This window comes from Aurantimonas sp. A2-1-M11 (assembly GCF_036549475.1).
In the GTDB taxonomy this organism is placed as follows: Bacteria; Pseudomonadota; Alphaproteobacteria; order Rhizobiales; family Rhizobiaceae; genus Aurantimonas.
This window is the reverse complement of record NZ_JAZHLI010000059.1, coordinates 1-25,091: the sequence shown is the minus strand read 5'-3', so window position 1 is coordinate 25,091 and position 25,091 is coordinate 1. Positions and strand designations below refer to the sequence as shown.

At 68.2% G+C, this 25,091-nt stretch carries 25 protein-coding genes, 1 pseudogene and 1 riboswitch; of the genes and pseudogenes, 14 read left to right on the top strand and 12 right to left on the bottom strand.

All coding sequences use genetic code 11. The features are described 5' to 3' along the window. Nucleotides 1–654 precede the first annotated feature (654 nt). The 3 genes from VQ042_RS20100 (at nucleotide 655) to pnp (ending at nucleotide 4,135) form a co-directional block, all read left to right on the top strand. Complete coding sequence (locus VQ042_RS20100; RefSeq protein WP_331822086.1) at nucleotides 655–1,224, top strand: transposase; 570 nt, start codon at nucleotides 655–657, stop codon at nucleotides 1,222–1,224. 200 nt (nucleotides 1,225–1,424) lie between these two features. Then, complete coding sequence (rpsO, locus tag VQ042_RS20095; protein WP_331822085.1) at nucleotides 1,425–1,694, top strand: 30S ribosomal protein S15; 270 nt, start codon at nucleotides 1,425–1,427, stop codon at nucleotides 1,692–1,694. A gap of 308 nt (nucleotides 1,695–2,002) precedes the next feature. Beyond that, on the top strand, nucleotides 2,003–4,135 hold the full coding sequence (gene pnp / locus VQ042_RS20090) for a polyribonucleotide nucleotidyltransferase (protein WP_331822084.1): 2,133 nt from the start codon (nucleotides 2,003–2,005) through the stop codon (nucleotides 4,133–4,135). Between the two features lie 82 nt (nucleotides 4,136–4,217). On the opposite strand, the gene VQ042_RS20085 is transcribed toward pnp, so the two are convergent. After that, the gene (locus tag VQ042_RS20085; RefSeq protein ID WP_331822083.1) at nucleotides 4,218–4,508 is read right to left on the bottom strand and encodes a hypothetical protein; all 291 of its coding nucleotides are present in this window, start codon (nucleotides 4,506–4,508) and stop codon (nucleotides 4,218–4,220) included. 105 nt (nucleotides 4,509–4,613) lie between these two features. On the opposite strand from VQ042_RS20085, the gene VQ042_RS20080 reads away from it, so the two are divergent. The 6 genes from VQ042_RS20080 to VQ042_RS20055 all read left to right on the top strand — a co-directional run bounded on the left by VQ042_RS20080 (nucleotide 4,614) and on the right by VQ042_RS20055 (nucleotide 9,228). Further along, the gene (locus VQ042_RS20080; RefSeq protein WP_331822082.1) at nucleotides 4,614–5,507 is read left to right on the top strand and encodes a LysR substrate-binding domain-containing protein; all 894 of its coding nucleotides are present in this window, start codon (nucleotides 4,614–4,616) and stop codon (nucleotides 5,505–5,507) included. Nucleotides 5,508–5,689: 182 nt separating this feature from the next. Beyond that, nucleotides 5,690–6,202 carry a DUF2937 family protein gene (locus VQ042_RS20075; RefSeq protein WP_331822081.1) on the top strand — a complete coding sequence of 171 codons (513 nt, stop codon included), beginning with the start codon at nucleotides 5,690–5,692 and terminating at the stop codon, nucleotides 6,200–6,202. Between the two features lie 158 nt (nucleotides 6,203–6,360). Then, a riboswitch (TPP riboswitch) is annotated at nucleotides 6,361–6,486 on the top strand. A gap of 135 nt (nucleotides 6,487–6,621) precedes the next feature. After that, complete coding sequence (gene thiO / locus VQ042_RS20070) at nucleotides 6,622–7,599, top strand: glycine oxidase ThiO (RefSeq protein WP_331822080.1); 978 nt, start codon at nucleotides 6,622–6,624, stop codon at nucleotides 7,597–7,599. Then, on the top strand, nucleotides 7,596–7,793 hold the full coding sequence (thiS, locus tag VQ042_RS20065; RefSeq protein WP_331822079.1) for a sulfur carrier protein ThiS: 198 nt from the start codon (nucleotides 7,596–7,598) through the stop codon (nucleotides 7,791–7,793). The genes thiO and thiS overlap by 4 nt, the downstream gene beginning before the upstream one ends. Nucleotides 7,794–7,837: 44 nt before the next feature. After that, the gene (locus VQ042_RS20060) at nucleotides 7,838–8,617 is read left to right on the top strand and encodes a thiazole synthase (protein WP_331822088.1); all 780 of its coding nucleotides are present in this window, start codon (nucleotides 7,838–7,840) and stop codon (nucleotides 8,615–8,617) included. Then, nucleotides 8,614–9,228 carry a thiamine phosphate synthase gene (locus VQ042_RS20055; protein ID WP_331822078.1) on the top strand — a complete coding sequence of 205 codons (615 nt, stop codon included), beginning with the start codon at nucleotides 8,614–8,616 and terminating at the stop codon, nucleotides 9,226–9,228. The genes VQ042_RS20060 and VQ042_RS20055 overlap by 4 nt, the downstream gene beginning before the upstream one ends. 19 nt (nucleotides 9,229–9,247) lie before the next feature. Here VQ042_RS20055 and VQ042_RS20050 read toward each other — a convergent pair. From VQ042_RS20050 to fabA, 4 genes and pseudogenes are all read right to left on the bottom strand, one after another. Beyond that, nucleotides 9,248–9,631: pseudogene (locus tag VQ042_RS20050) on the bottom strand (YybH family protein); the annotation flags it as partial. 290 nt (nucleotides 9,632–9,921) lie between these two features. Beyond that, the gene (fabI, locus tag VQ042_RS20045; protein ID WP_331822077.1) at nucleotides 9,922–10,761 is read right to left on the bottom strand and encodes an enoyl-ACP reductase FabI; all 840 of its coding nucleotides are present in this window, start codon (nucleotides 10,759–10,761) and stop codon (nucleotides 9,922–9,924) included. A gap of 14 nt (nucleotides 10,762–10,775) precedes the next feature. Next, on the bottom strand, nucleotides 10,776–11,993 hold the full coding sequence (gene fabB / locus VQ042_RS20040) for a beta-ketoacyl-ACP synthase I (protein WP_331822076.1): 1,218 nt from the start codon (nucleotides 11,991–11,993) through the stop codon (nucleotides 10,776–10,778). 37 nt (nucleotides 11,994–12,030) lie between these two features. Then, complete coding sequence (gene fabA / locus VQ042_RS20035) at nucleotides 12,031–12,561, bottom strand: 3-hydroxyacyl-[acyl-carrier-protein] dehydratase FabA (RefSeq protein ID WP_331822075.1); 531 nt, start codon at nucleotides 12,559–12,561, stop codon at nucleotides 12,031–12,033. Nucleotides 12,562–12,810: 249 nt separating this feature from the next. On the opposite strand from fabA, the gene VQ042_RS20030 reads away from it, so the two are divergent. Beyond that, nucleotides 12,811–13,278 carry a hypothetical protein gene (locus VQ042_RS20030; RefSeq protein WP_331822074.1) on the top strand — a complete coding sequence of 156 codons (468 nt, stop codon included), beginning with the start codon at nucleotides 12,811–12,813 and terminating at the stop codon, nucleotides 13,276–13,278. 156 nt (nucleotides 13,279–13,434) lie between these two features. After that, nucleotides 13,435–13,881, top strand: coding sequence for an iron response transcriptional regulator IrrA (gene irrA, locus VQ042_RS20025; protein ID WP_331822073.1), 447 nt, complete (start codon nucleotides 13,435–13,437; stop codon nucleotides 13,879–13,881). 153 nt (nucleotides 13,882–14,034) lie between these two features. On the opposite strand, the gene VQ042_RS20020 is transcribed toward irrA, so the two are convergent. Beyond that, entirely contained in the window at nucleotides 14,035–14,580 is a 546-nt protein-coding gene (locus tag VQ042_RS20020) for an SH3 domain-containing protein (protein ID WP_331822072.1), read from the bottom strand. A gap of 190 nt (nucleotides 14,581–14,770) precedes the next feature. On the opposite strand from VQ042_RS20020, the gene VQ042_RS20015 reads away from it, so the two are divergent. From VQ042_RS20015 to VQ042_RS20005, 3 genes are all read left to right on the top strand, one after another. After that, on the top strand, nucleotides 14,771–15,772 hold the full coding sequence (locus VQ042_RS20015; protein WP_331822071.1) for a 2-hydroxyacid dehydrogenase: 1,002 nt from the start codon (nucleotides 14,771–14,773) through the stop codon (nucleotides 15,770–15,772). Nucleotides 15,773–15,998: 226 nt separating this feature from the next. Next, on the top strand, nucleotides 15,999–17,825 hold the full coding sequence (locus VQ042_RS20010) for an NAD(P)/FAD-dependent oxidoreductase (RefSeq protein ID WP_331822070.1): 1,827 nt from the start codon (nucleotides 15,999–16,001) through the stop codon (nucleotides 17,823–17,825). 134 nt (nucleotides 17,826–17,959) lie between these two features. Then, nucleotides 17,960–18,130: a DUF1328 domain-containing protein gene (locus VQ042_RS20005; RefSeq protein WP_331822069.1), complete on the top strand. Its 171-nt coding sequence runs from the start codon at nucleotides 17,960–17,962 to the stop codon at nucleotides 18,128–18,130. A gap of 362 nt (nucleotides 18,131–18,492) precedes the next feature. Here the strand turns inward: VQ042_RS20005 and moeB are convergent, their stop codons facing one another. From moeB to rpsT, 6 genes are all read right to left on the bottom strand, one after another. After that, complete coding sequence (gene moeB / locus VQ042_RS20000) at nucleotides 18,493–19,257, bottom strand: molybdopterin-synthase adenylyltransferase MoeB (RefSeq protein WP_331822068.1); 765 nt, start codon at nucleotides 19,255–19,257, stop codon at nucleotides 18,493–18,495. After that, a complete protein-coding gene (gene recF, locus VQ042_RS19995; RefSeq protein ID WP_331822067.1) occupies nucleotides 19,254–20,471 on the bottom strand; it encodes a DNA replication/repair protein RecF in 1,218 nt (405 codons plus the stop codon). Before recF ends, moeB begins: the two co-directional genes overlap by 4 nt. Nucleotides 20,472–20,485: 14 nt before the next feature. Continuing rightward, nucleotides 20,486–21,610 (bottom strand): DNA polymerase III subunit beta, encoded by a 1,125-nt coding sequence (dnaN, locus tag VQ042_RS19990; protein ID WP_331822066.1) that lies wholly within the window; start codon nucleotides 21,608–21,610, stop codon nucleotides 20,486–20,488. Between the two features lie 171 nt (nucleotides 21,611–21,781). Beyond that, complete coding sequence (gene dnaA / locus VQ042_RS19985; RefSeq protein WP_442880145.1) at nucleotides 21,782–23,353, bottom strand: chromosomal replication initiator protein DnaA; 1,572 nt, start codon at nucleotides 23,351–23,353, stop codon at nucleotides 21,782–21,784. Between the two features lie 17 nt (nucleotides 23,354–23,370). Further along, on the bottom strand, nucleotides 23,371–23,805 hold the full coding sequence (locus VQ042_RS19980) for a rhodanese-like domain-containing protein (protein ID WP_331822065.1): 435 nt from the start codon (nucleotides 23,803–23,805) through the stop codon (nucleotides 23,371–23,373). A 722-nt stretch (nucleotides 23,806–24,527) separates the two neighbouring features. Next, entirely contained in the window at nucleotides 24,528–24,797 is a 270-nt protein-coding gene (gene rpsT, locus VQ042_RS19975; RefSeq protein ID WP_331822064.1) for a 30S ribosomal protein S20, read from the bottom strand. Between the last annotated feature and the right edge of the window lie 294 nt (nucleotides 24,798–25,091).

The following is a 25,091-nucleotide window of genomic DNA, read 5'->3' as shown; positions in this document are numbered from 1 at the left end:
GCGGCTGGCGGCGAGTGCGTTCTGGCTCGGGCTTGGCCGCCGCCTTCTTGCGCTGGGCTTCGGCCTCCTCGGCCTCGCCGATCGCCACCTCGATATCTTCGAGCGCCAGCGCCGAGGCGCTCGACAGAGACACCTGCAGCTTTGGCCGCCTCCTCGGCAGGCACGCAGGCGCTACGTCGCGCCCATGCGAGCACATCGGGATTGATAGGAGCGAGGACAGTCTTGGCCATGGCACGTTCGATTATTATGCCGCCTGATTAACAACATTTCCAACGTCGCGAGAAGCGACAGGCCAAGCACTGGTTCCGTTGCATTGGCATGTAATGCTGGGTTTATCAAACGGGCGGTCTGCATGATGCTTCGATGCCGCCCCTGTACCCCTCATGGTGATCCGGCCGGCTTTGTCATAGGCTGCTCGGATCGGGCCAGCCTGCCGGGAGCAACCCATCGCCCCCTGTGTCGTGAACACCCGGGGGGACCTGTGCCCCGGCGGGAGGCCGCGGTGGATGCCTCGTGGGGAGTTTGCGCCTTGGAGCGCCGCCATAAGGAAAGCCACGCTCGGCGGCCTTGCAGCCGCGGGCATCGATCAATACCACATGGTGCGTCTGCGATGCCCAGTCGACGCCCACGAACCAGTTCGATTGCTCGTCGTCCATGACGATCTCCTCCGTCACGTTCGAGCCACCGCAGTGCCTGCCGATCCCTGTGAGGGCGGCGACGGACCACCTCGAGTCCGTCGCCAAGCGGCTCCAGCTCGTCAACCGGGAGATCGCAGGCGCCGACGACCGGCTCGACCGCCTGACAGCCCGCCTCGCCCAATCGGGGGAGACCAAGCCGGGGCAGACTTCTGAGCAGCATGACGTGACGATCCTGCGAACCTTGCCGGGCGTCGGAACGATCGTCGCCGCCACGCTGCTCGCAGAAGCCTACGAAGCCCTGCGACGCCGAGACTACCAGGCTTTGCGATGCTTGTCCGGTGTCGCGCCCGTCCCCAGGGCGTTCCGGCAAAAGCCGCATCGTCGTCATGCGCCAAGCCGCAGACGGCCGGCTGCGCAATGCCGTCTACCATTGGGCCCGCGTGGCAACTCAGCACGACCCGGTGAGCCGAGCCAAATACGAAGCTCTCAGGAAGCGAGGTCACAACCACGCCGCGCCCTCAGATCCATCGCCGATCGCCGATCGCCTTCTCGCCGTCGCATGCGCCATGCTTGCTGCAGGGACTGAGTTCGATGCCAATCACGCCACGAAACCCACTTGCTAAACGGTGGGGAGTCCACCCCATCCCCCGCATCTAGCTTTCCGGTCCGTGATGGCGTATACGCGCCGCAGCGCCGGGCCTGTGCCCGCGCTGTTCATGGCCCTCGCTGGACGACATCCCGGCCAGGGCGACCCCAAACCCTCATATTTCCAAGAAAGGGAATCCGATGTCGATCACGCTTGAGCGCAAGGCCGAGCTCATGAAGGACTATGCCACCAAGGAGGGCGACACCGGTTCGCCGGAAGTCCAGGTGGCGATCCTGACCGAGCGGATCACCAACCTCACCGACCATTTCAAGGACCACAAGAAGGACAACCACTCGCGTCGTGGCCTTCTGAAGATGGTCTCCCAGCGCCGCCGCCTCCTCGACTATCTGAAGTCGAAGGAAGAGCAGCGCTACCAGACCCTGATCGGCCGTCTCGGACTGCGCCGCTAACAGCTTCACGACCGGCGGGCCGGGGCGACACGCCCTTCGGCCGGCCGTTTCGCCGCTCCCCCATGGGGCGGCCATGCCCCGGCACCAGGCGAGCCTTCATCAGGCCCGGCCGGTCCGACCCTTCGAACGGTCACGGGGCAGGATTGCCGGATGCTTCCGGAGCCACGAGCGGGCCAGCCGCCATCTTGCCCCCCTGGCCCCTTGCGCGAAGCCTCCCGTCGTCTTGCCCGTGATGCGGTTCCGAACCCTCAACGCGCGGACGCGACGCCTCGAATGGCGTGCGGCGCGCAGGATGCAAAGGCAAGACCATGTTCGATACCCATAAGGTGGAAATCGACTGGGCGGGACGTCCGCTCACCCTCGAGACCGGCAAGATCGCCCGGCAGGCCGACGGCGCCGTGCTGGCGACCTACGGCGAGACCGTCGTGCTGGCGACCGTCGTGTCGGCCAAGCAGCCCAAGCCCGGCCTCGACTTCTTCCCGCTGACCGTGAACTACCAGGAAAAGACGTTTGCCGCGGGCAAGATCCCCGGCGGCTTCTTCAAGCGCGAAGGCCGGCCGAGCGAGAAGGAAACGCTGGTCTCCCGCCTCATCGACCGCCCGATCCGCCCGCTCTTCGCGCAAGGGTACCGCAACGAGACGCAGGTCGTCACGACGGTGCTGCAGCATGACCTGGAGAACGACCCGGACGTGGTGGCGCTGGTCGCCGCCTCGGCCGCGCTGACGCTGTCCGGCGTGCCCTTCATGGGTCCGATCGGCGCGGCGCGCGTCGGCTACATCAACGGCGAGTACAAGCTGAATCCGCATGTCGACGAGATGGCCGAGTCGAAGCTCGACCTGGTCGTCGCCGGCACCGAGGCCGCCGTGCTGATGGTGGAATCGGAGGCCCACGAGCTGGCCGAGGACGTCATGCTGGGCGCCGTCATGTTCGGCCATCGCGGCTTCCAGCCGGTGATCGACGCGATCATCAAGCTGGCCGAGCACGCCGCCAAGGAGCCGCGCGAGCACATCGCCGCCGATTATTCGGCGCTGGAAGCGGAGATGCTGCAGCTGGTCGAGGGCGAGCTGCGCGACGCCTACAAGATCACCGACAAGCAGCAGCGCTACGTCGCCGTCGACGCGGTCAAGGCGAAGGTCACCGGCCACTTCCTGCCGGAGGACGCCGAGGAGACCAAATACTCCAAGGAGCAGGTCGGCACCGTCTTCAAGGCGCTGCAGGCCAAGATCGTGCGCTGGAACATCCTCGACACGGGCGGCCGCATCGACGGCCGTGACCTGAAGACGGTCCGCAAGATCGTCTCGGAGGCCGGCATCCTGCCGCGCGCCCACGGCTCGGCGCTGTTCACCCGCGGCGAGACCCAGGCGCTGGTCGTCGCCACGCTCGGCACCGGCGAGGACGAGCAGTTCGTCGACGCGTTGACCGGCACCTATAAGGAGCGCTTCCTGCTCCATTACAACTTCCCGCCCTATTCGGTGGGCGAGACCGGCCGCATGGGTTCGCCCGGCCGCCGCGAGATCGGCCACGGCAAGCTGGCCTGGCGCGCCCTGCGCCCGATGCTGCCGGCCGCCGAGGCGTTCCCCTACACGATCCGCGCCGTCTCCGAGGTCACCGAGTCCAACGGCTCGTCCTCGATGGCGACCGTCTGCGGCACCTCGCTGGCGCTGATGGATGCGGGCGTGCCGCTGAAGCGTTCGGTGGCGGGCATCGCCATGGGCCTGATCAAGGAAGACGAGCGCTTCGCGGTGCTGTCCGACATCCTGGGCGACGAGGACCATCTCGGCGACATGGATTTCAAGGTCGCCGGCACCTCCGAGGGCATCACCTCGCTGCAGATGGACATCAAGATCCAGGGCATCACCGAGGAGATCATGCAGATCGCCCTCGACCAGGCCCGCGGCGGCCGCCTGCACATCCTGGAAGAGATGGGCCAGGCGCTGTCGGAGAGCCGGGCCGAGCTCGGAGAGTTCGCGCCGCGCATCGAGGTCATGCAGATCCCGACCGAGAAGATCCGCGACGTCATCGGCGCCGGCGGCAAGATCATCCGCGAGATCGTCGAGAAGACGGGCGCCAAGATCAACATCGACGACACCGGCACGGTGAAGATCGCCTCGTCCTCGGCCAAGGAGATCGAGGCGGCCCGCAAGTGGATCCACTCGATCGTCGCCGAGCCGGAAGTCGGCGAGGTCTACGAGGGCACGGTGGTCAAGACCGTCGAGTTCGGCGCCTTCGTCAACTTCTTCGGCTCGCGCGACGGCCTCGTGCACATCTCGCAGCTGGCCGCCGACCGCGTCGCCAAGACGACTGACATCGTCAAGGAAGGCCAGAAGGTCTGGGTCAAGCTGATGGGCTTCGACGAGCGCGGCAAGGTGCGCCTGTCGATGAAGGTCGTCGACCAGGAGAGCGGCCAGGAGATCAGCAAGGGCGAGGAAGACGCCGCCTGAGCGACACGTCCCTTCGCAGGCATACGGAAAGGCGCGTCCCGCGGGGCGCGCCTTTTTCGTTGGGGGTGAGGGTTGGCGGGGCTCAACCGGTCCGGCGAGACGCGCCGTGCCGCGCCGAGGCCCGCTCCTGCAGCCGGCAGATCGCGTCCAGGGCATCCACGGCGAGGGGCTGGCGGGCCATTTCCGCGACCTGTTCGCGCGTGAGCCCGGTGATGTCGGCGAGGATGTGGTCGTCGACATGCAGCAGCGTGTTGAAGGCGTCGCGGCGCAGGCGCTGGCGGCGCCGCTCCACCGTCCAGTTCTTCAGGCGGCCGGCAAGGCCCGTAACGCGTTCGTCGCCGAGGCGCGGGGGCAGGGTCGAGTGATGCAGCATGAGTACCTCCAATGGCTGATGGCCAAAATATGAGGAAGGCTCATTGATGAGGCAAACGAGAAGGTGTAAGGGTAGCTGAAAGTTTTGCTAACAAGAGAGTCGCCCGTGCTGTCCCCGAACCTGCCCAATCTCGACATGGACCTCGCCCGCACGATGGTGGCGATCGCCGACACCGGCAATTTCTCCCGCGCCGCGGAGCAGGTGCATCGCAGCGCCTCGGCGATCAGCCTGCAGGTGAAGAAGCTGGAGGACATGGTCGGCCGCGAGCTGTTCCGGCGCGACGCCCGCAGCGTGTCGCTGACCACCGATGGCGAGATCTTCCTCGGCTATGCCCGCCGCCTGCTGAAGCTGAACGACGAGGCCTTCTCGCGCTTCCTCTCGATCTGCTGCGAGGGCAGCGTGCGGCTCGGCGTGCCCAACGACAACGGCGTCGTCGCCATGCCGGAAATCCTCAAGCGCTTCGCGCAGACCCATCCCAAGGTCGAGGTCGAGGTCCGCCTGGACCGCACCGAGGAGCTGCGCCGCCGCTGCCGGGCGGGCGAGCTGGACCTGGCCGTGTTCAGCCATGACGAGCGCCGGGACGGGCCGGACTATATCCATTGCGAGCCGCTGGTCTGGGTGGGCGCGCGCGGCGGGCTGGCCGCCGCCGAAAGGCCGCTGCCGCTCGCCCTGGCCGACACGGGCTGCGCCTGGCGCGGCATGGCGCTGGCGGCGCTGGACGCGGCGGAGATCGACTACCGCGTCGCCTACAGCAGCGAGTTCTGCAGCGGCCAGCTCGCCGCGGTCGCCGCGGATCTGGCGATCGCGCCGCTGCCGATCAGCGTGGCCTCGGGCGACATCGTCCGGCTGGGAGCCGAGCACGGCCTGCCGCGGCTCGGCGACTATCGCATGACGCTGGCGCGCCGCGACGGTGCCGGAGCGGTCGCCGATGCGCTGGCGGACCATGTGACCGCCAGCTTCCGGGCGATTGCCGAGCGCGGGACGCGACTGTTCGCCTGACGCGCGCACGGGCCGCAGCACGGCCTGACACCGGCATCGGTTTGCCGGGACGCATGATGCGTCGAAGCGGCAGGTCGAAGCGTTAGCCGATGCGGGATGCGCAGGCAGCGTGGGCGTCGTATGATCGCGGCGCTGCGCGAAGCGGCGGCGGCGGCGGGCCGCCATGCGGGGAGGGAGAGGGTATGCCGGGACTGGTCATCCGCGTCGTGGCGGCGCTCTTCCTGGGGCTCGTCTCCAGCCAGTCGCTCGAGTTCACCCAGCAATATCTGCAGCGGCTCGGCGGCGCGGCGGACGAATTGCGCCGGATCGTCGAACGCTTCGACGCCAGCGCGGCCGCCTCCGACCTGTCGCGTGGCGAAGCGGTGGAGCGGCTGCGCGAGAACCGCGACGCCTTCGTCGCCCGCCAGGGCACCGACGCCGGGCAGACGATCGCGCGGTTCGACGATGTCAAGCGCCGCTACCGGATGGTGGCGGAATCGGCGCCCCTGTTCCGCCCCTTCGTCGCGGTCGGCGACCCGGACTGGGAAATCGCCGAACGGGCGGCCGCCGATTATCGCCCGGCGCTGCCGATCACGGTGGAAGGACTGCTCCTGGCCGTGGTCGGATTCGGGCTCGGCTGGGCCATCGGGGCCGGCGGCCACGGTGCGGTCCGCATGCGGCGCCGCCGCCGCGAGCGCCGGCTGCCGCAGGGCTGAACCGGCTGCGCCGAGCCACCGAGCCGGAGTGCCCATTCATCATGGGGGGGGCGCGTGACGATGCCTCGGTCAGACAGACCGGTGCCGGGCATTGCGTCGGACGAAAGGCGCCTCGGCGCGCGGCGGCGTTGACAGCGCCGCTCCGGAGCCCCAGATTCGCCGTATCCAAGGGGAGTTCCGGCAGGGAACTGAGAGGCCATCGGCCGCCGAGAGGCGGCAGCGCGTGGCGACCCTTCGAACCTGATCCGGTTCAGACCGGCGGAGGGATGGAAGCTGGCGGGCCAGGCGCCCCGCCGCGGGCGCGCGCCGCCAGTCTTTCCCCTGTCGATCAGCCGGATCTCCGAGACGCGTCGAGGAGAGAGTATGGCCGACCGGTTCGCATGTACGCACGACGCCCGACGCGTCGGCGGGGCTTGACCATGCGCGTGGCCGTCATCGGGGCCGGCGTTGCCGGGCTCGTCACCGCATTGGAACTCGCCGAGCGGGGCGCCGATTTCGACGTCCACGAGGCCGCGCCCGAACTGGGGCTGGGGGCCGCGTCGTGGCTCGCCGGCGGCATGCTGGCGCCCCATTGCGAAGCCGAGAGCGCCGATCCCGCGATCGTCGCTCCCGGGCTGGCGGGGATCGCCTGGTGGGCGCGGCAGGTTCCCGAGGTCGTGCGCAACGGCACGCTGGTGCTGGCACCTTGGCGCGACCGGCCCGATCTCGACCGCTTCGCCCGCCGCACGCGCGGGCATGAGCGTCTCGACGCCGAGGCGATCGCGGCGCTGGAGCCCGACCTGTCCGGCCGATTCGACGACGGCCTGTTCTTCGCCGAGGAAGCCCATCTCGACCCCCGCCGCACGCTGCACGCGCTGGCCGAACGGCTGCGCGGGCGCGGCGTACGCCTGCATCTGGGCAGCCGTGTCGCGCCCGCCGACCTCGACCACGATCACATCGTCGATACCCGCGGCATCGCCGCGCGCCCGGATCTGCCCCGCCTGCGGGCGGTGCGCGGCGAGATGCTGCTGCTGCGCACGCAGGAGGTGTCGCTGGCGCGCCCGGTGCGGCTCCTGCATCCGCGCTCGCCGATCTATGTGGTGCCGCGCAAGGGCGGGCTGTTCATGGTGGGCGCAACGATGGTGGAGACCGACGACGACCGCGCCATCACCTTGCGCGGCACGGTGGAACTGCTCAATGCCGCCTATGCGCTGCATCCGGCCTTTGCCGAGGCCGAGCTGGTGGAAACCGGCAGCGGCCTGCGCCCGGCCTATGCCGACAACCTGCCGCTTGTGACGCGCCAGGCCCGGGTGGTCAGCCTGAACGGGCTCTACCGCCACGGCTTCCTGCTGTCCCCCGCCATGGCCGGGGAGGCCGTCGCCGAGATCTTCGCCGAACCCCTGAGGGACGCATCATGAGAATTTCCGTCAATGGCGAGGAACGCAGCGTCGAGGCCACGACCCTCGACCGCGCGCTCGTCGAACTGGGCTATGAAGGCGCCATCGTCGCCACGGCGCTCAACCGCGACTTCGTGCCGAAGGGTGAGCGCGACACGGTGCGGCTCTCCGAGGGCGACGCGATCGAGATCATCGCCCCCATGAAGGGAGGCTGAGGATGGACGTGATCAAAAGTGAGCCGGCAAATGTGAAGCACGGCATGGAGATCTACGGTCGGCGGCTTGCCTCGCGGCTGATGCTGGGCACCTCGCTCTACCCCTCGCCGCAGGTGATGATCGAGGCCATCGAGGCCGCCCCGGCCGGTGTCGTCACCGTGTCGCTGCGGCGCGAATCCGGCGCGGCACGGGCCGGCCAGGCCTTCTGGGAACTGATCCGTGGTCTGGGCCGCGACATCCTGCCGAACACCGCGGGCTGCCATTCGGTCCGCGAGGCGGTGACGACGGCGCAGATGGCCCGCGAGATCTTCGGCACCGACTGGATCAAGCTGGAGGTGGTGCGCGACACCGAGACCCTGCAGCCCGACGTGTTCGGGCTGGTCGAGGCGGCGCGCATCCTGTCGGCCGACGGCTTCGACGTGCTGCCCTATACGGTGGAGGATCTGTCGGTCGCCGACCGGCTGGTCGAGGCGGGCTGCCGGGTGCTGATGCCCTGGGGCGCGCCGATCGGCTCGGGGATGGGGCTGAACAATCGCTACGGCCTGCGCCAGTTGCGGGCGCATTTTCCGGAATTGACGCTGATCGTCGATGCCGGGCTCGGCCTGCCGTCCCAGGCGGCCGCCGCCATGGAGCTCGGCTATGACGGCGTCCTCCTCAACACGGCCGTCGCCAGGGCCGGCGATCCGGTGGCGATGGCGCGGAGCTTCGCGCTCGCCGTGGAGGCCGGGCGGCTGGCCTATGAGGCGGACCCGATGGCGCCGCGCGACATGGCCGCCCCCTCGACGCCGATGCTGGGGCAGGCGCTTCTGGGCGGTGCGGCATGACCGGGGCGCGGCTCGACCCGTTCTATCTGATTGTCGACGACGCGGAGATGGCCGAGCGGCTGGTCCCGGTCGGCGTCAGGCTCCTGCAGCTGCGCGCCAAGGACATGGACACGCCGACGCTGCGCGACGCGATCCGGCGGACGCGGGCGGTCTGCGCGGCCCATGGCTGCACGCTGGTGATCAACGACCACTGGCGCCTGGCGATCGAGGAAGGCTGCGACTTCGTGCATCTGGGCCAGGAGGATCTGGCGGAGGCCGACCGCGCCGCGATCCGGAACGCCGGCCTGCGGCTCGGCATCAGCACCCATGACGACGCGGAACTCGCCATCGCCCTGGCGGCCGAGCCGGACTATGTCGCGCTGGGGCCGATCTGGGAAACCAAGCTCAAGGTCATGCCATGGGCGCCGCAAACGCCGGGCCGGCTGGCGCGCTGGCGCGAGCGGATCGGCGACCTGCCGCTGGTGGCGATCGGCGGCATCACCGTCGAAAACCTGTCGCAGGTGTTTGCGGCCGGCGCCGATGCCGCGGCGGTCGTCACCGATGTGACGCGGCATGCCGAGCCCGAGGCGCGCACACGGCAATGGCTCGCGGCGACGCAGGCGTGGCGGTGATCGGCGCGGCGGAGCCGACTCAGGGGTGAAGATCGGTGGCGGCGCGGCCGCTGCCGTCCATCTTCATCGGAATCGAATGGTGCTCGTGGAGCAGCGACCAGCCATCGGCACCGCGTTTCAGGCAGAGGGTCGAGCGGTACCAGAGGTCCAGCGGCCCTTCGCCGCGCTTGGTGCCGCGCATCCGGCTCAGGCCGTGGGCGAAGGCGATGTCGCCTTCCACGACCACCGTCGGATCGGGCATGGCGACCGTGACGGGGCCGTCCCATGTCGCCAGCCATTCCGCCAGCGCGTCGGGGTCACGGGCCTCCGCACCGGCCAGTTGCAGCGGCGGCGCCAGGTCGAAGGTGACGACATCCTCCGCCATCGTGGCGAGGGCGCGGGCGGCGTCGCCGGCGCGAATGGCTTCGTTCCGGGCATCGTCAGGTCCCGTATCGCGCGTTGTTCCATGCTGGCCATGACATGTCGTCCTTTCCGGGTTTCGTCAGCCATCCTTGCCCGGCTAGTTACAAAAGACAACAGGAAAGTTAGAAAAGATAACCAGAATGTCAGAGGCCCTTCGATGCCGGCCATGGCATCTTCGGGCGCGACGGCGCACGCCCCCGATCCGGCGGGAGCGCGCTGCCTGCTGAGATGGGAGCCTTGGCGGTGTTCGGCCGGGTTCGGCCGTCGGGCAGAGCGACGCGATGCGCCGTCCTACTCGGGGGTCTCGTCGCCCTCGACGACTGCCTTGCGGTGTTCCTGGGCCTTCAATTCCTCGAGCGAGGGCATGGACATGATGTTGTAGCCCGAATCCACATAGTGGATCTCGCCGGTCACGCCGTTCGACAGCTCCGACATCAGATAGAGGACGGCGCCGCCGACCTCCTCGATGGAGGTGTTGCGGCGCATCGGGGCGTTGCGGCGCTGGAAGTTGAACATCAGCCGGGCATCGGAGACGCCGGCACCGGCCAGGGTGCGCACCGGCCCGGCCGAGACGCTGTTGACCCGGATGTTGCGCGGGCCGAAATCGGCGGCCAGGTAGCGCACCGACGCCTCGAGCGCCGCCTTGGCGACGCCCATGACGTTGTAGTTCGGCATGACGCGGACGGCGCCGCCGTAAGTCATGGTGACCATCGCCCCGCCATTGGTCATGATCTCCGCGGCGCGCCTGGCGACCTCGGTGAAGGAGAAGCAGGAGATCAGCATGGTGCGGGTGAAGTTCTCGCGCGTCGTGTCGGCGTAGAGACCCTTCAGCTCGCTCTTGTCGGAGAAGGCGATGGCGTGGAGGACGAAGTCGATCGTGCCCCATTCCGCCTTCAGCGTCTCGAACACCTTGTCGAGGGAATCGGTGTCCTCGACGTCGCAGGGGATGATCAGCTTGCTGCCGATCTCCTCGGCGAGCGGGCGCACGCGGCGCCCGAAGGCCTCGCCCTGATAGGTCAGCGCGATCTCCGCGCCCTGCGCCGCCAGCGCCTTGGCGGCGCCCCAGGCGATGGAATTGTGGTTCGCGACGCCCATGATGAGCCCGCGCTTTCCCTTCATCAGGTCGGCCATGTGCTCTCCAAGCCTCAGTCGGTCACGCGTTGGAAGGCAAGGCAGGCATTGGTGCCGCCGAAGCCGAAGGAATTCGACAGAACTCGGTCGATCCGCGCATTGTCGACCCGCTCGCGCAGGACCGGCATGCCCTCGAATTCGGGGTCGAGTTCGTCGATATGGGCGCTCTTGGCGAGGAAGCCGTGCTTCATCATCAGGAGCGAGTAGATCGCCTCGTGGACGCCCGTGGCGCCCTGGCTGTGGCCCGTCAGCGACTTGGTGCCCGAGATCGGCGGGATGTTGTCGCCGAAGACCTCGCGGATCGCCTTGACCTCCATCCGGTCGCCGACCGGCGTCGAGGTGGCGTGCGGGTTGATGTAGTCGATCGGGCCGTCGAGATGGCCGATCGCCTGGCGCATGCAGCGCACCGCGCCCTCGCCCGAGGGGGCGACCATGTCGGCGCCGTCGGAGGTCGCGCCATAGCCGACGATCTCGGCGACGATGTTGGCGCCGCGCGCCCGGGCCCGCTCGTATTCCTCCAGCACCAGGACCCCGGCGCCGCCGGCGATGACGAAGCCGTCCCGGGCCTTGTCATAGGCGCGCGAGGCGATCTCCGGCCGGTCGTTGAAGTCCGAGGATAGGGCGCCCATGGCGTCGAACAGCACCGACAGGGTCCAGTGCAGGTCCTCGCAGCCGCCGGCGAACATTACGTCCTGCTTGCCCATCTGGATGGTCTCGTAGGCATTGCCGATGCAATGGCTGGAGGTCGAGCAGGCGGACGAGATCGAGTAGTTGACGCCCTTGATCTTGAACCAGGTGGCGAGCGTCGCCGAGGCGGTCGAGGACATCGCCTTGGGCACCGCCGTGGGCCCGATGCGCTTGGGCCCCTTTTCGCGGGCCGTCTCGGCCGCCTGCACGATGGTCTGGGTGGACGCGCCGCCCGAGCCCATGATGATGCCGGTGCGCTCGTTGGAGATGTCGGCGGGTTCCAGGCCCGCATCGGCGATCGCCTGGTCCATGGCGACATGGTTCCAGGCGGTGCCGCCGCCGTGGAAGCGCATCGCCCGTCGGTCGAGGAGCGTCGTCGGATCGAGGGTCGGCCGGCCATGGACATGGCTGCGGAACCCGAGTTCCTTGTATTCCTCGGAAAAGGTGATGCCCGAGCGTGCATCCTTCAGGGAGGCGGTCACCTCGTCGACATCGTTGCCGATCGAGGAGACGATCCCCATGCCCGTCACGACGACCCGCTTCATCGTCCGCTCCTTCTCGATTCCTGGATGAGCGCCGTCATCAGACGGCGGCCTGCGCCGCTTCCTCGTCGCTGAACAGGCCGACGCGCAGGTCGCTGGCCCGGTAGATGACCTCGCCGTCGGCCTTCATCCAGCCATTGGCGATGCCGAGCTTCAGGCGCGAGCGCATGACGCGGCGAAATTCGACGCCGTATTCGACGAGCTTGACCTTGGGCGTCACCTGGCCGCTGAACTTGACCTCGCCGACGCCAAGCGCCCGGCCGCGGCCCGGCTCGCCCAGCCAGCCCAGATAGAAGCCGGTGAGCTGCCACAGCGCGTCCAGGCCGAGGCAGCCCGGCATGACCGGATCGCCCTCGAAATGGCAGCCGAAGAACCACAGGTCCGGATTCACGTCGAACTCGGCGCGGATGATGCCTTTGCCGTTCTCGCCGCCCGTCTCGTCGAGCTCGGTGATGCGGTTGAACATCAGCATCGGCGGCAGCGGCAACTGCGCGTTGCCGGCGCCGAACAGCTGGCCATGACCGCAGGCGATGAGGTCGTCGTAATCGTAGGAGGTCTGCTTCGTCGCCATGATCGCTTGTGTCCGCCCTGTTCTCCCGACCCTGCCACGGGCCCATGTCGGCTGCGCACATACCACGCCCCCTGCGGAGGTGAAACCGTCCGGCTGTGCACGGCGCGGCGGGCCTGCCCGTGAGGCGGAACGCGCCGCTGCCGCGACCCTATCTGTGGCAGGTGCGCGCAGATTTCGATAGCACCGGGCGATCCGAGCTGCTTCCGCCCCGAAGCAGCCGGTCATTTCCGGAGAGGATGCAGGCCAGCCATGACCGCTTTATCGAACGCTCTTCGCCATCGTGTCGTCCTTCTGTGCGGAGGCGCGGCGATGCTGATGGCCGCCGGCGCACCGGCGCTCGGCCAGTCCTGGCGCAGCGACGGGGCGGTGGCCGGCTTTGCGGCGGGCGCGGGCTTCACCGGGCTGAGTTTCCGCTGCGTGGCGGCCGGACAGCTTGCGATCAGCTTTTCCGGCTTTCCCGGCCGTCTGCAGGCGGGCCAGCCCCATACCGTGGTCGCCACGGTCGACGACACCGCCTTCGTCCTCCAGACGACCGCCCGCGACGGCGGGGAGGGCTCGATCCTGGTGGCGGAGAGCACGCTCGCGGGCCAGGCGGGCTTCATCGAGGCCCTGCGCAAGGGGCGCAGCGTCGAGGTGGCGGGCCCGGTCGGGCGCTACACCCTGCCGCTGACCGGCTCGGGCGACGCGCTCGCCGCACTCGGCCAGAACTGCGGCTGAGACGCGATTCGGCAGCTCGGCGAGATTTCCGCGGGCCGGCATTTGTGACCCGAGGTTCGATGACGTATATTGCGGTTGCGCAGGCCCTTCGGTATGCCTGCGGGCCTATCCGGACGAAATTCATCCGCACGAACAAGAGACTGGTGGCATTCTGCAATGGAAAACCGCACGCGCGCCCAGAGCTTCTGTGTCTTCGAGCGCCTTCGCTCGGTGGGTCTGCGTCCGACGCGGCAACGGGTGGCCCTGTGCAACCTGATGTTCGGCGCCGGCGATCGCCATCTGTCGGCCGAGGAACTGCACGAGGAAGCCCACAAGGCCGGTGACCCGGTCTCGCTGGCGACGGTGTACAACACGCTGCACCAGTTCACCGATGCCGGCCTCGTGCGGCCGCTCTCGGCGGAAGGCCAGCGCACCTATTTCGACACCAACACCTCCGATCATCATCACTTCTTCGTCGAGGACGACAATTCGATGATCGACATTCCCGATGGCGGGCTGCGGCTCGACCGGCTGCCGGAGGCACCGGAGGGCATGGAGATCGTCAACGTCGACGTCGTGGTGCGCCTGCGCCGCAAGAAGTCGGCCGATCGCGCCGCCGAATAAACGCAGAGCCGCCACTGCGGTTTCCGGACATGCAAAAGCCCAAATCGATCAGGCGATCCGGGCTTTTGCATGTCTGGCGCCGGTGGATGCCGGTTGCGTGGATTCGAACGGTTGAAGCGCGTCGCTTGTGCGTCCGGCCAGACGCGCGGCGTCCTATTCGAAGCGCTCGTCGGGATAGACGCCCCAGATCTCCTGCTGGCGCACATAGCCGTTTCGGTCGGCGACCTTCAGCGCGCACCAGCCGGCGGTGCAGGTCTTCACCCCGGCCACGACGCCTGGCTCGATGCGCGCCACCAGCGGCGCGTCGGTCGCGGGGCTGGAATGGATGTCGATCATCGTCGCCTTGCCGCGCAGCCAGGGAGCGGCGATCGAGGTGCGGTCGCCGGACAGGAGCGAGTGATAGACCCAGCCCTCGGTGCCCTCCGAATCGCGGATGCGGCGCCAGAGTTCGTATTCCTGGATGATCTCCACCGGGAGGCCTTCCTTGAGGTAGAGCCACGTCACCGGATAGTCGCGGCCCGGGCCGATCCGCAGATTGACGCGGCTGGCCTTCAGGCTGACATAGCGCGGCAGCGGCAGCTTCGAGACCGGCCCGACCTCGACGGCATGGGCGACGGGCAGGGGGGCCGTGCCGGTGACGAGCAGCGCGGCGCCGGCAAGCGCCAGGAGCGGACGGCGGAAACGGGCGAAGAACGGCATCAGAAACTCCAGACGACAAGATGCTCGGGCACGCCGCGGGGCGGCGCCGGGTCTTCCAGTGGCCGTAGGTCACCCGGCGCGCAGCGCTTTGTTTTTGGCTGCCGCCTTGCTAGGGAGTGCCTTCGGCTCCGAGGTCGAATGATCGTCCGTTTCGGTTAATATCGTCTTGATTTTGGGAGGAACGCGGCCGATGACGACACGCGAGAAGCCGCTCGTGATCATCACCCGCAAACTGCCGGCGCCGATCGAAAAGCGCATGACCGAGCTGTTCGACGTGCGCTTCAACGAGACCGACCGGCCGATGGAGCAGCCGGCCCTGGTCGCCGCGGTGCGCGAGGCCGACGTGCTGGTGCCGACCGTGACCGACCGCATCGACCGGGCCGTCATCGAGCAGGCCGGGCCGCGGCTGAAGATGATCGCCAATTACGGCAACGGCGTCGACAATATCGACGTGCAGGCGGCCCTGTCGCGCAACCTCCTGGTCACCAACACGCCCGATGTCCTCAACGAGGACACCGCCGACATGACCCTAGCGCTGATCCTGGCGGTGCCGCGGCGGCTGGTGGAGGGCGGCACGCGGCTTCTGGGCAGCGAAACCTGGCCGGGCTGGTCGCCGACCTGGATGCTGGGCCGGCGGATCTCGGGCAAGAAGCTCGGCATTCTCGGCATGGGCCGGATCGGCACCGCCGTCGCCCGCCGGGCCAAGGCCTTCGGCCTGGAAATCCATTATCACAATCGCCGGAGGGTGAGCCCGAAGACCGAAGCCGAGTTCGGCGCGACCTATTGGGAAAGCCTCGACCAGATGCTGGCCCGCATGGACATCATCTCGGTGAACTGCCCCTCCACACCGGCGACCTTCCACCTGCTGTCGGCGCGGCGGCTGGCGCTGATCCAGCCGCATGCCTTCATCGTCAACACCGCCCGCGGGCAGATCATCGACGAGAAGGCGCTGGTCGAGCTGATCGAGGCGGGGCGGATCGCCGGCGCCGGGCTGGACGTCTTCGAGGAGGAGCCGGCCATCGACCGCAAGCTGATGAAGCTGGCGCGGGACAACAAGGTCGTGCTGCTGCCGCATATGGGCTCCGCCACGATCGAGGCGCGCATCGAGATGGGCGAGAAGGTGATCATCAACATCCGCACGCTAATGGACGGCCACCGCCCGCCGGACCGCATCCTGCCCGGCCAGTTCTGACCGGCAGAGCCCGCCCCCGCGCTGCACGGTCACCGGCGCACCGCCTCGGTCCGACCTGTTTGGCCGTGGCACGGCCGAAAACAATCCGATCTTGCCAGCGCCCCACCTGGCGCGTCATCCTTGCCTGACGTGCCCAGCGCACGCTGACGCCGGCGGAAGCATGGCCGGCCAGACAACGATCGCGGCCGGTCGCCCGGAGCGCCCGGAATCGCGAATGGGAGGAACCATGAGCGAGACCATCGAGCGGCCGGCAACGGCCGAAACCAGCGACGTCCGCAAAGCCGCCGAAGGCTGGCTGTCAGACTTCGAGACGGCCCTTGCCGCGGGCGACATCGACGCCGCGGCAGACCTGTTCGCGCAGACCAGCTTCTGGCGCGACCTCGTCACCTTCACGTGGAACATCAAGACCGTCGAGGGGCCGGCCGGCGTCCGCGACATGCTGGCCGCGCAGCTCGACGCGATCCGGCCCCGCGGCTTCGCCCTGTCGGAGGACCCTGCCGAGGATGGCGGCGTGATCACCGCCTGGTTCGTCTTCGAGACCGAGGTGGCGCGCGGCGAGGGCCTTCTGCGCCTGCGGGACGGCAAGGCCTGGACGCTGCTGACCGCGATGACGGAGCTGAAGGGCTTCGAGGAGCCCTCGCACGAGCGCCGGCCGGCCGGCGCCGAGCACGGCGCGGCGAAGAACCGCAAGAGCTGGCTGGAAAAGCGCGAGGACGAGGCACGGACGCTGGGCTACGAGACCCAGCCCTATGCGGTGATCGTCGGCGGCGGCCAGGGCGGCATTGCGCTCGGCGCGCGGCTGCGCCAGCTCGGCGTGCCGACCATCATCATCGAGAAGAACGACCGGCCGGGCGACAGCTGGCGCAAGCGCTACAAGTCGCTCTGCCTGCACGACCCGGTCTGGTACGACCACTTGCCCTATATCGATTTCCCGAAGAACTGGCCGGTCTTCGCGCCCAAGGACAAGATCGGCGACTGGCTGGAAATGTACGCCAAGGTCATGGAGCTCAATTACTGGGCGAAGACCACGGCCAAGAGTGCCCGCTACGACGCGGCGAAGGGCGAGTGGGAACTCGTCGTCGAGCGCGACGGCGAAGAGGTGACCCTGCGGCCGAAGCAGCTGATCATGGCGACCGGCATGTCGGGCAAGGCGAATATGCCGAAGTTCAAGGGCATGGAACGGTTTCGCGGCGAGCAGCACCATTCCTCGCAGCATCCCGGCCCCGACGCCTACAAGGACCGCAAGGTCGTCGTCATCGGCTCCAACAATTCGGCCCACGACATCTGCGCCGCGCTCTGGGAGGCCGGCGCCGACGTGACCATGGTCCAGCGCTCGACCACCCATATCGTGCGCTCCGACCCGCTGATGGAGCACGGCCTGGGCGCGCTCTATTCGGAACAGGCGATCGCCAACGGCATCACCACCCACAAGGCGGACATGATCTTCGCCTCGCTGCCCTACCGGATCCTGCACGAGTTCCAGATCCCCATCTACGACAAGATCCGCGAGGTCGACGCCGACTTCTACCGCGACCTGGAGGCGGCCGGCTTCCAGCTGGATTTCGGCGCCGACGAATCCGGCCTGTTCATGAAATATCTGCGCCGCGGCTCGGGCTATTACATCGATGTCGGCGCCTCGCAGCTGATCATCGACGGCAAGATCAAGCTGAAGGCCGGGCAGGTGGAGGAGATCACCGAGACCGGGGTGAAGCTCGACGACGGCACCGAGCTGCCGGCGGACCTGATCGTCTACGCCACCGGCTACGGCTCGATGAACGGCTGGGCCGCCGACCTGATCAGCCAGGAGGTCGCCGACCGGGTGGGCAAGGTCTGGGGGCTCGGCTCCGACACGCCCAAGGATCCGGGCCCCTGGGAAGGCGAGCAGCGCAACATGTGGAAGCCGACCCAGGTCGAGGCCCTGTGGTTCCACGGCGGCAACCTGCACCAGTCGCGGCACTATTCGCTGTATCTGGCGCTGCAGATCAAGGCCCGGCAGGAGGGGCTTCCCACGCCGGTCTACGGCCTGCAGGAGGTCCACCATCTCGGCCGCTAGGGGCAGGCCCGCGCAGGACGCGAGCGGGCGGGGCAGGAACGATTCACCATCCTTCGGTGGTGGCGGCGACGCGGCGAACCTTTTTCGGGGATGCGCGTTTGTAAGCCAGACAAACATCGAAAGGAGTACCAGCCATGCTGGGTTGGGCCATCACGTTCCTGATCATCGCGTTGATCGCTGCCGTCCTGGGCTTCGGCGGCATCGCCGGCACCGCGATCGGCATCGCGAAGATCATCTTCTTCGTCGCGATCGTGCTGTTCGTCCTGTCGCTGCTCTTCGGCGGCTTCCGCCGGCGTTCGCTCTGACGACCTGACGCGCCGCTCCGGCGGCAAGACGCATCGACGATGGGGCGGTGTCCGAGACGGGCGCCGCCCCTTTCGCGTCTGGCGGCACCGGCCGCGACCATGGCCAACACGACCGTCTCCGGAACAACGGCGTCATCCAGATGACCGGGATGGCGAGCCGCCATTCGGCACGGTCATCGCGGCGATCCTGGTCGTGCTCGGCGTCTTCCCGATCGTCGGGAACGCCTTCCTGTCGGTGCCCAGGCCGGTGCTCGGCGGCGCGACGGGGGTGAATCCGGCACGGGAGACGGCACATGCGATGGCGGCCGGCGGCGAGCGCCCGGCCCAGAATGCCTGGACCGGCAGGGCCGCGATCGGGCGGATCAGCCGGTCTTCGGCCGGCGGTAGCGGATCTCCTCGATCCGCATGGTCAGGAGATCGACCATGAGGAAGCGGCCGACCAGCGGCTCGCCCATGGCGCAGACGAGCTTGATCGCTTCGGATGCCGCCAGCGTGCCGAGGACGCCGGTGGTCACGCCGAGGATCCCGGCCTCGGCGCAGGACGGCACCATGCCGGCCGGCGGCGCCTCGGGAAACAGGTCGCGATAACCCGGATGGCGGCGGCCGTCGGGGCCGGCCTCGTAGGGCTTGAGCACCGTCAGCGAGCCCGAGAAGCGGTTGACCGCCGCGCTGACCAGCGGCTTTGCGGCCGCCTCGCAGAGATCGGCCATGGCATAGCGCGTGGCGAAATTGTCCGACCCGTCGATGACGAGATCATAGCCGGCGACGACGGCCGGGCCGCTGGCCAGGTCGAGGCGCAGGGGGTGGCGCACCACCTGGACATGGGGATTGATCGCCGCGACGGCGTCGGTGGCGCTGTCGAGCTTGGCGCGGCCCACATCGGCCGTGCCGTGCAGCACCTGGCGCTGCAGGTTGGACAGGGAGACGGTGTCGTCGTCGGCGATGCCGATGGTGCCGATGCCGGCGGCGGCGAGATAGAGGATGATCGGCGAGCCGAGGCCGCCGGCGCCGACCACCAGCACACTGGCGCGCTTCAGCGCCTGCTGGCCGGCGCCGCCCACCTCCGGCAGCACGATGTGGCGGGCGTAGCGTTCCAGCTCGTCGGGGCCAAGGGGGGGCTGGCTCATGGCAAATCCTCCGGTGGTGCGCTCATGGTTGCGGCGGCCGGCCGGACATTGCCGTCCGCCACCTCCATGATCTGCGCGCGGTCGCCCAGCGCCGCAAACAGGCTGGCATCGGTGCCGGTCATGAAGGCCTGCACGCCCAGTTCCGCGATGAGGTCGAACAGGGCGGCGCGCCGGCCGGGATCGAGATGGGCGGCGATCTCGTCGAGCAGCAGCAGCGGCGGCAGCGACGACATGGCGGCGACGAGGCGCGCATGGGCCAGGACCAGGCCGATCAGCAGCGCCTTCTGCTCGCCGGTGGAGGACAGGGCCGCCGGCATCGCCTTGGCCAGATGGGTGACCGACAGTTCGGCCCGGTGGGCGCCTTCCAGCGTGCGACCCGCGGCCCGGTCGCCGTAGCGCGCCGCGCGCAGCCGCGTGCGCGCCTCGTCCTCCACGTCCGCGGAGGGGCGGGCAAGATCGAGGCCGTCATAGCCGGAGGTCAGGTCGAGCCCGGCACTGGGAAAGGGCGAGCCGGCGCCGGTGCGCGCAATCATGCCGGTCAGCATGCCGACGAGCTCGGACCGGGCCAGCGCCATGGCGATGCCGAGCTCGGCCATCTGGGCCTCGATGCCCGAGAGCCAGGCCTCGTCCAGCCGGTTGTCGGACAGGAGGCGGTTGCGCGAGCGCATGGCGCGCTCGTAATCGGCGGCGCGCCGGCCATGGGTCGGATCGACCGCCAGCACCATCCGGTCGAGGAAGCGGCGCCGGTCGCCGGCCGGGCCCGTGAACAGGCCGTCCATGGCCGGCGTCAGCCAGAGAATGCGCAGGAGGTCGAGCAGTTCGTCGGCGGATCTGGCGGCGGTCTCGTCGATCCGCACGCTGCGCGCCGAGGCCCCCGTCGGATCGGGCATCATCTTGGTGGCGATGGCGGTCTCCACGCCATGGGAGACGATTCCCGCCCGGACCGAGAAGCCGCCGCTGCCGCCCTTGCGCGCGACGTCCTGATAGGTCGCGCGGCGCAGGCCCCGGCCAGGGGTCAGCAGCGAGATCGCTTCCAGGAGATTGGTCTTGCCGGCCCCGTTGTCGCCGACGAAGACGACGAAGCTGCGCGTGAAGCGCAGCGCCAGGCTGTCGTAATTGCGGAAATCGGCGAGCCGCAGTTCGCTCAGCCGCACGGCGGGCCGGGTCGTGTCGTCGGGGGCAGAAGGGATGTCGGCGTGCGGGCTCTGGTTCAAGCGCGTCGCGGCGATCAGACCCGCATCGGCATCAGGACGTAAAGCGTTGCGTCGTCGCCGCCGTCCTTGATGAGCGTCGGGGAACCGGGATCGGCGAGCATGAACACCGTCTCCTCGCCCGACAGCTGGTTGGTGATGTCGAGGAGATACTTGGCGTTGAAGCCGATCTCGATCTCGTCTGAATCGTAGCCGACGGCCAGTTCCTCGGTCGCCGTGCCCGAATCCGGCGAGTTGACGGTCAGCACGAGCTGCGAATCGGCGACGGCGAGCTTCACCGCCCGGCCGCGCTCGGAGGAGATCGTGGAGACGCGGTCGACGGCGGCCGAGAAGGTCTGCCGGTCCAGCGTCAGGGCCTTGTCGTTGTTCTGCGGGATGACCCGCTGATAATCGGGGAAGGTGCCGTCGATCAGCTTGGAGGTCATGACCACCGCGCCGATGGTGAAGCGGATCTTGGCGTCGGACAGCTCGACCGCGATCTCGGCCTCGTCGTCGCTGTCGCCGAGCAGCTTCTGCAACTCGCCGACGGTCTTGCGCGGAATGATGATGCCCGGCATGCCTTCCGAGCCCGCCGGCGCCTTCTGGTCGGCCCGCGCCAGGCGATGGCCGTCGGTGGCCACGGCGCGCAGCTGCAGGTCGCCCTCGGCCTCGATCGTGTGCAGGTAGATGCCGTTCAGATAATAGCGCGTCTCCTCGGTGGAGATGGCGAACTGGGTCCGGTCGATGAGGCGGCCGAGCTCGGCGGCCTTGAGCTTGAAGGAATGGCTCAGCGTGCCGGTGGTGATGTCGGGAAAGTCGGATTCGGGCAGGCACTGGAGCCGGAAATTGGACCGGCCGGACGAGACCGTCATCTGGGTCCCCTCGGCATTGGTCGTCAGGCTGACCTCGGCGCCGTCCGGCAGCTTGCGGACGATGTCGTAGAGCAGATGCGCCGGGACGGTCGTCGCGCCCTGCTGCTCGCCCCTGGCGGGCGCGCTTTCGGTGATCTCCAGGTCGAGATCGGTCGCCTTCAGCCGCAGACCCTCGCCTTCCGTCTTCAACAGGACGTTGGAGAGGATGGGGATGGTGTTGCGGCGCTCGACGACACGGTGGACGTGGGCCAGGGACTTCAGGAGGTTCGAACGTTCGATGATGATGCGCATGACGAAGCCGTTTGGTTCGGGCCGACGCCGCAGGAGACGGCACCCGGTCCGGGGTCCGATGGTCTTAGAGATTTGCTGCCCGCTTGGGAAGGCTGAACCGCCGCAGGCGGTGCGGCGGGACGGGGCAACTCCCGCCGAAGCGGCGCCGCGCGGGCGCCGTGCCGGGGTGCCTTATTCCTCGATCATCCGGCGAATGATGTCGAGCTCTTCGGAGAGCTTGTCGTCCTTCGCCCGCTCGCCCTCGATCTTGCGCACCGCGTGGAGGACCGTGGTGTGATCGCGGCCGCCGAAGCGCCGGCCGATCTCGGGCAGGGACCGGGGCGTCATCGTCTTGGCGAGATACATCGCGATCTGGCGCGGCCGCACGATGGTCCGCGTGCGCCGGGCCGACAGGATGTCCGTGCGCGTCACGTTGTAGTGGCGCGAGACGAATTTGAGGATGTCCTCGATCCGCACCCGGCGTTCGCTGTTGGCCCGGGTGAGCTGGCTGAGGAGGTCGTCCAGATGATCGGCCGACAGCGGCTGCCCCAGCGAATGGCGGAAGGCGATCTGGTTGAAGGCCCCTTCCAGGTCGCGGCCGGACCCGGCGACACGCTGGGCGATCGTGTCGATCACGCCATCGGGCATGTCGAAGGACGCATCCTCCGCCCGCATGGCCGCGGCGCGGGTGCGGATGATCGAGCGCCGCATCTCGTAATCCGGCGCGGCCAGCTGCAGCGTGATGCCGTTGGACAGGCGCGAGCGGACCCGCGGGTCGAGGGATTCCAGCTCCATGGCCGGGCGATCGGCCGCGCAGATGACCTGCTTGGCGGAATCGATCAGCGCATTGAGGAGATGGCAGAATTCCTGCTGGATCGACTTGCCCTGCAGGAACTGGGTGTCGTCGATGATCAGGATGTCGATGCCGCGCAGGGTCTCCTTGAGATCGAGCGCACGATTGTCGCGGATCGCGGTGGCGAAGCGCCACATGAAATACTCCGCCGTCAGATAGACGACGCGCGGACGGTCCTCCCGGCGGATCGCCGCATTGGCGATGGCCTGCAGCAGATGCGTCTTGCCCAGGCCCACGGCGGCGTGGATGAACAGCGGATTGAAGCGCACCGACTGCGGCCCGTTCTCGGCGATGGCGCGGCCGGCGGCCAGGGCGACGCGGTTGGATGCGCCCTCGACCAGATTGTCGAAGACATAGCGCGGGTCTAGCGGCGAGCCGAACGTCGGTGCCGGGGCAGGCGCCGCGTCGAACATCTGCCGGGCTGCCGGGGCCGCGGCGGCTCGGGGTGCAGCCCGGCCATCTGCGGCCTGGACGGCCGAGCGGCCGGCGACGGCCTGCACCGTTTCCTGCTCGCTGGCGCCGGCCACGCGGGGCTGGCGGATCGTCACGCCGCCGCCGCGCACCGCACTGCGCACGGCGATGTCGACGCGCAGGGTGCCGGGCACCTCCTCGCGGAAGATGTCGGTGAGAAGCTCGTGATAATGCGACTGGATCCAGCTGCGCAGGAAGGCGGTCGGCACGGTGATGCGGCAGACGCCCTTGCCGGGCGCCTCGAGCTTCATGCGCTGGAACCAGCTGGCGAAGATGTCCTGCCCAAGCTGCGCCTTCAGCCGGGCATTCACCCGCTCCATGATGTCCGCAGTGCTTGTGCCGCCGCTCGCCATGCCGCCCTCGAAATCGTTCGTGCTTCCACTCGTCGTCCGGGCGGCCTCATGCCGTCCGGACCATGTCGGCAGCGTAGCCGCCGCCATTGCTGCGCCGTGCCGTGTCATTTCTGTACCCACGGGAGACCCTCCGCTTTCCAGCCGGCCAAGCGCCCGCGATGGGCCTCTTCGTCCGGCGGGCCCTCGAAGCCGTCGAGGACGTTGAAGCAATTGGCGTAGCCGGCCTGCGTCAGCGCCACGGCGCTGGCGATCGAACGCACACCCGAGCGGCACAGGAAGAAGACCGGCGTGTCCGGGGTTCCGCCCTCGCTCTCGATGCGCTGGGCGAGCTTGCTGGCAAAGTCCGGATCGACGGCCATGGAGGGGAAGCTCTGCCATTCCTGCAGGATCGCCGCCTTGCCGAGCGGCGCCAGCTGCGGCACCCCGACATAGCTCCACTCGGCAGTCGTGCGCACATCCACCAGGAGGGCGTCGGGTGTCTCGGCGAGCACCGACCAGCACTCCTTCGCGGTGACGTCGCCCTTGTAACTGCCATTCATGCCATAGCTCCCTCTGCTCCTGCCGAGTTACGGACAGAAGTCGACCGCACCCACGGCGCAGCAGCGCCGGGATCAACTGCGAATAAATTGTGGAAGACGAATTTAAACTCTAGGCGATTGGGGGCTGAGCCGCCGGCAACTCGAATCTTGACCGAATGTTCTGGATAAGTTCGGTTGTCCCCGCACTTCGTCTTTCCCCGCACTTGTTTCGAGGGGGAAAATACGAAACGCGACAGCTTCGGGCAAGGCTCGATCCGGTTGAATCGCATAGCGAGCATCCCCGGTGTGGCAGACTCGCCCAACGGGCAAACCGGTCCATCAGGGTAAAGGCCAGTGGTTGTGGTGACTTGCGCCCGCACGGCTTCGCCAGCCCGGCCGCCAAAAGATAAAAATGAAAAAATTGAGGCAGCCCGCTTGACTCAAGGGCCGGTGAAAAAGCCGTTAGCCGGCTGTTTCCATATACTCAGTGACCTTCTGCAAGTCATTGGAATATATGCAGTAAAATCCGCGATGGATTCCCGTGCCCGCTTCCGCGGCAATCCCCGTGACGAATCGATGAAAGCCGCGGCACAGCTGTCGCAAAGACGGGGGAGAATCGCATGAAGGAGCCTCGGTCTGCGGCGTGGGCCGGCAGAATCGAAAAGGCCCGGCGATCAAGCCGAGCCCTTCAAGCATGTCCTGGAGGGAGCCGATCGCGCCGCGACCGATCCCTGCCGTGGCTCTCAGGCTTCGCCGAGAGCCTTCACGCGATGCGACAGACGGGAGATTTTCCGCGATGCCGTGTTCTTGTGGAAGATGCCCTTCGAGGTCGCGCTCATCATCTCCGGCTCGGCGGCGAGGAACGCGGTCATGGCGGCGGTCTTGTCGCCCGACTCGATGGCTTCCTCGACGCGGCGCAGGAAGGTGCGGACCCGGCTGCGCCGTGCGGTGTTGACGGCGGTGCGTCGCGCGATCTTGCGCGCCGCTTTCTTGGCCGAAGGGGTGTTGGCCATATTCGTCTCTCTCTGTCTGTCGCGACGATGCGCTAGTGTCGGTAACTTGCGGGTTTCATCGTCCCGGGCGGCATGAGATGCACGCGGCAGCACGAAGAAACGGGCCGCACCATGGGTGCCGCCGAATTCAGAGCCTCTATAGGCAAGAGCGGCCGGCGCGTCAAGACGATGTCGCATGTCCGGCAGGGCAATCGCATTTCAGAACAGGCTGAGCAGGCGAGAGAGGAATGCATTGTCCCAGCCTGCCCTTTGGAATTTCCCCTTCAAGGATTCCTTTGAGCCGTCCTTCTGCAT

Excerpts from the sequence above, each read along its gene's own strand:
- VQ042_RS20100 (WP_331822086.1), top strand. The coding sequence starts at position 655 with ATGACGATCTCCTCCGTCACGTTCGAGCCACCGCAGTGCCTGCCGATC.
- rpsO (WP_331822085.1), top strand. The coding sequence starts at position 1,425 with ATGTCGATCACGCTTGAGCGCAAGGCCGAGCTCATGAAGGACTATGCC.
- pnp (WP_331822084.1), top strand. The coding sequence starts at position 2,003 with ATGTTCGATACCCATAAGGTGGAAATCGACTGGGCGGGACGTCCGCTC.
- VQ042_RS20085 (WP_331822083.1), bottom strand. The coding sequence starts at position 4,508 with ATGCTGCATCACTCGACCCTGCCCCCGCGCCTCGGCGACGAACGCGTT.
- VQ042_RS20075 (WP_331822081.1), top strand. The coding sequence starts at position 5,690 with ATGCCGGGACTGGTCATCCGCGTCGTGGCGGCGCTCTTCCTGGGGCTC.
- thiO (WP_331822080.1), top strand. The coding sequence starts at position 6,622 with ATGCGCGTGGCCGTCATCGGGGCCGGCGTTGCCGGGCTCGTCACCGCA.
- thiS (WP_331822079.1), top strand. The coding sequence starts at position 7,596 with ATGAGAATTTCCGTCAATGGCGAGGAACGCAGCGTCGAGGCCACGACC.
- VQ042_RS20060 (WP_331822088.1), top strand. The coding sequence starts at position 7,838 with ATGGAGATCTACGGTCGGCGGCTTGCCTCGCGGCTGATGCTGGGCACC.
- VQ042_RS20055 (WP_331822078.1), top strand. The coding sequence starts at position 8,614 with ATGACCGGGGCGCGGCTCGACCCGTTCTATCTGATTGTCGACGACGCG.
- fabI (WP_331822077.1), bottom strand. The coding sequence starts at position 10,761 with ATGGCCGACCTGATGAAGGGAAAGCGCGGGCTCATCATGGGCGTCGCG.
- fabB (WP_331822076.1), bottom strand. The coding sequence starts at position 11,993 with ATGAAGCGGGTCGTCGTGACGGGCATGGGGATCGTCTCCTCGATCGGC.
- fabA (WP_331822075.1), bottom strand. The coding sequence starts at position 12,561 with ATGGCGACGAAGCAGACCTCCTACGATTACGACGACCTCATCGCCTGC.
- VQ042_RS20030 (WP_331822074.1), top strand. The coding sequence starts at position 12,811 with ATGACCGCTTTATCGAACGCTCTTCGCCATCGTGTCGTCCTTCTGTGC.
- irrA (WP_331822073.1), top strand. The coding sequence starts at position 13,435 with ATGGAAAACCGCACGCGCGCCCAGAGCTTCTGTGTCTTCGAGCGCCTT.
- VQ042_RS20020 (WP_331822072.1), bottom strand. The coding sequence starts at position 14,580 with ATGCCGTTCTTCGCCCGTTTCCGCCGTCCGCTCCTGGCGCTTGCCGGC.
- VQ042_RS20015 (WP_331822071.1), top strand. The coding sequence starts at position 14,771 with ATGACGACACGCGAGAAGCCGCTCGTGATCATCACCCGCAAACTGCCG.
- VQ042_RS20010 (WP_331822070.1), top strand. The coding sequence starts at position 15,999 with ATGAGCGAGACCATCGAGCGGCCGGCAACGGCCGAAACCAGCGACGTC.
- VQ042_RS20005 (WP_331822069.1), top strand. The coding sequence starts at position 17,960 with ATGCTGGGTTGGGCCATCACGTTCCTGATCATCGCGTTGATCGCTGCC.
- moeB (WP_331822068.1), bottom strand. The coding sequence starts at position 19,257 with ATGAGCCAGCCCCCCCTTGGCCCCGACGAGCTGGAACGCTACGCCCGC.
- dnaN (WP_331822066.1), bottom strand. The coding sequence starts at position 21,610 with ATGCGCATCATCATCGAACGTTCGAACCTCCTGAAGTCCCTGGCCCAC.
- dnaA (WP_442880145.1), bottom strand. The coding sequence starts at position 23,353 with ATGGCGGCGGCTACGCTGCCGACATGGTCCGGACGGCATGAGGCCGCC.
- VQ042_RS19980 (WP_331822065.1), bottom strand. The coding sequence starts at position 23,805 with ATGAATGGCAGTTACAAGGGCGACGTCACCGCGAAGGAGTGCTGGTCG.
- rpsT (WP_331822064.1), bottom strand. The coding sequence starts at position 24,797 with ATGGCCAACACCCCTTCGGCCAAGAAAGCGGCGCGCAAGATCGCGCGA.